Origin of the sequence: Campylobacter sp. TTU-622 (assembly GCF_016598965.1) — a bacterium.
Lineage (GTDB): Bacteria > Campylobacterota > Campylobacteria > Campylobacterales > Campylobacteraceae > Campylobacter_D.
Genome location: NZ_JAENKR010000121.1, coordinates 1 through 2,802 on the forward strand (window position 1 = coordinate 1; position 2,802 = coordinate 2,802).

2 protein-coding genes and 2 pseudogenes are annotated in these 2,802 nt (G+C 24.1%); all 4 read right to left on the reverse strand.

Going from position 1 to position 2,802, the window contains the following annotated elements; translation table 11 throughout:
* Positions 1-133 (reverse strand): annotated as a pseudogene (locus JG677_RS08895) (hypothetical protein); the annotation flags it as partial.
* Complete coding sequence (locus JG677_RS07690; RefSeq protein ID WP_200168947.1) at positions 126-815, reverse strand: polyphenol oxidase family protein; 690 nt, start codon at positions 813-815, stop codon at positions 126-128. The gene JG677_RS07690 and the pseudogene JG677_RS08895, both read right to left, overlap by 8 nt.
* On the reverse strand, positions 779-1,387 hold the full coding sequence (ribE, locus tag JG677_RS07695) for a riboflavin synthase (protein WP_200168946.1): 609 nt from the start codon (positions 1,385-1,387) through the stop codon (positions 779-781). The genes JG677_RS07690 and ribE overlap by 37 nt, the downstream gene beginning before the upstream one ends.
* A 9-nt stretch (positions 1,388-1,396) precedes the next feature.
* Positions 1,397-2,802: pseudogene (locus JG677_RS07700) on the reverse strand (hypothetical protein); the annotation flags it as partial.

The following is a 2,802-nucleotide window of genomic DNA, read 5'->3' on the forward strand; positions in this document are numbered from 1 at the left end:
CATTTTGACTTAAATTATTCATTTTTGAATTTATAAGAATTTCAACAAGATTTTCATTTAATAAATCATTATCACCAAATTCTCTTGCTTTTTGTATGATCTTTAAAACTCTTAAATCTTTTCTGTTATACATTTAAATCCTTTAAAACAATAACGCTAACAAATCTTTTATTTGTTTGTTCGCGTCTATAAGAAAAAAATCTTTTATCATCAAAAGTGCAAATATTACAATCTTTTATATTATTTATTCTTAAATCCTTTGCTTGTTTTTTAACAATTGCTTTTAAATCAAGTCTAGAATTTTTAATAAAATCTTTAAAATACTTTTGCGAAAAAGATAAAAGTTCATCTTTAATTTCATAATTTTTTTGACAAATACTAGGTGCTATAAATAAATTGATTTCTTCATTTTTAATACTTGGATTTAAAAGATGAAATTTATCAATACTCTCTTTTAAAATATTTTCAAAAGTCCCCTTTCTTCCAGAATGAAGCCCAGCTATAATCCCGCTTTTATGCCATAAAAGCAAAGGTAAACAATCCGCGCTTAAAACACAAAGTGCGGTATTTTTACAAGTGCTAATAATTCCATCGCAAGAAAAATTTGTAAAACTTTTTGTAAAAATTTCAACTTTATTAGAGTGAATTTGATTCATAAACACACATTGTTTTATATTTTTAAAACCCAAATCAGAAAATAAATTCTCATTTAATATTTTAGCCTTAAAAGGGCTATAATCTTTATCATAAGCACAAAAAATACTAACTTGCTCATTATCTAATAAAGATAAGAAATTTTCTCCACTTCTTCCCATGTAAGACCTTTATTTTGATTTGTTTGCGCATAAAGATAACGCGCTAAAAGATCACTTTCTATATTAATTCTTCTTCCTATTTTATAATCCTTAAAAAGTGTTTCTTTAAAAGTGATTGGTATAATTGTAAGACGTATTTTATCTCTAAAAACTTCATTGATTGTTAAGCTTACCCCATCAATACCTATACTTCCTTTATTTGCCATAAATTTCATAATCTTTTGAGGTAAAGCTATAAAAAAATCTATCCCATTTTCATTTTTTTGAATCTTTATAAGCTCTCCTATAGCATCAATATGTCCTTGCATTAAATGACCATCAATTCTATCTCCATATCTTAAAGCAGGTTCTATATGCACTTTATCTTTTAAATTTTCTATAGCAATATTAGTGCGACTTTCATAAGAAAGCTCAAGATCAAAACCATCTTGATATAATTTAATAACACTTAAACAAGCTCCATTAACCGCTATGCTATCTCCTATCTTTGGACGATAAGCAGTTTTTAGACTTAATATATGCCCACGAAAAGATTTTACTTTTGCAATTTCTCTTATGAGACCATTAAACATTTTTTAACCTTAAAATATTTTATTAAAAAGCTTATCAATTTTCTCCCCTACTTTATTAGTTTGATCTTTAGCTTTTTCTCCTATAACATTTTTAATTGAATTTGCGATACTTCCTACGTCTAATTTGATTTTGGGATTTTCACTTGTTCCTGTAATTGAGCCTTTAAAATTTGCCTTATTAATACTAGCTTCAAAAGGAAGATTTATAGCTTGAGTTTTTAAATTTATTGTTGCTTTATTTATATTAATATTGCTATGTTTTGCTTGCATATCAAGATTAAAATCAATTAAATCCTTATTAATATTTGCTTTAGCGCTAGAAGTATGAAAAACTTCTGTAGTAATATCTTTTAATGTTAAAATTTTAACAGCTGTTGTAATAGCATTTGATTTTAATTTCCCTTCTTTAATATCGAGCTTAGCGTCTCCTTTTTCATTATTAATATCATAATTAGCACTTATGTCCGCTCTACCTTGATAAATATCAATAAAATCAAGACTTTTTGCCAACTCAGAAAGCTCAACATCATTAAAATTTGCATTCAATATATTGTTTTTAAAAATTGCTTCTAATTTTCCATTAAATAAATTTTTACTTATTAGTTCGATATCAAAATTTTTATCAAAATTTACTTTAGTATTAAATTCTGCTTTACCACTTAATTTTCTATCAGCTAAAAAACTCAATTTTGAAAAATCATCTAAAATAAGATCAAATTTAGAATTTAATATAACTTTCTTAATGTCAAAACTCCCTGTTAAATTAGGTATTTTTAAAAGATCTGAAATTAAACTAGCATTAAAATTTGCTATATTATTTTTTGCTATAGAGTTAGCCTTTAAATCAAAATTGATATTATTTGAAACTTGTTTATTTAAAATATTACCCAAAGCTTTAGCATTTAAGATACCCTTTATATCGAAATTTGCATTTGCATTTAATTTGTTAAAATTCAAATCTAAATTTTCTATATTTGCATTTATATAACCATTACTTAAAGATTCATAACCTAAAATTTTTAAGATTTTTTCAATTTTTGCATTTTTTAAAATAATTTTTATTTTATTATTTTGAAGATTAGCCCCAACCTCTTCACCTATATCATTAACATTCACATTCACATTTGAAAGAATATTTTGATCAAGCTCTAAAATTCCTGCTATAGATAATGGACCATTTAGCTTTATTTGAGTTAAATTCTGTAATTTTGATAAATCTGAAATTTTTAATTCAAAATCTGAGTTTAATTTATTTTTAGTTATATCATATAAAGTTTTTTGAGTTTTTAAATTTAAGTAATTTGTATTTATATTGCTAATAGCAAAAATTTTATCCTCTTTAATTAAAGCATTTATAGTAGAATTTATATTTGATTTAGGTAATAAAACTCCAAAATCTTTTTGAATTCTTTCAT

What these genes read in the sequence shown, in the direction of transcription:
- JG677_RS07690 (WP_200168947.1), bottom strand. Translation starts at nt 815, where the DNA reads ATGGGAAGAAGTGGAGAAAATTTCTTATCTTTATTAGATAATGAGCAA.
- ribE (WP_200168946.1), bottom strand. Translation starts at nt 1,387, where the DNA reads ATGTTTAATGGTCTCATAAGAGAAATTGCAAAAGTAAAATCTTTTCGT.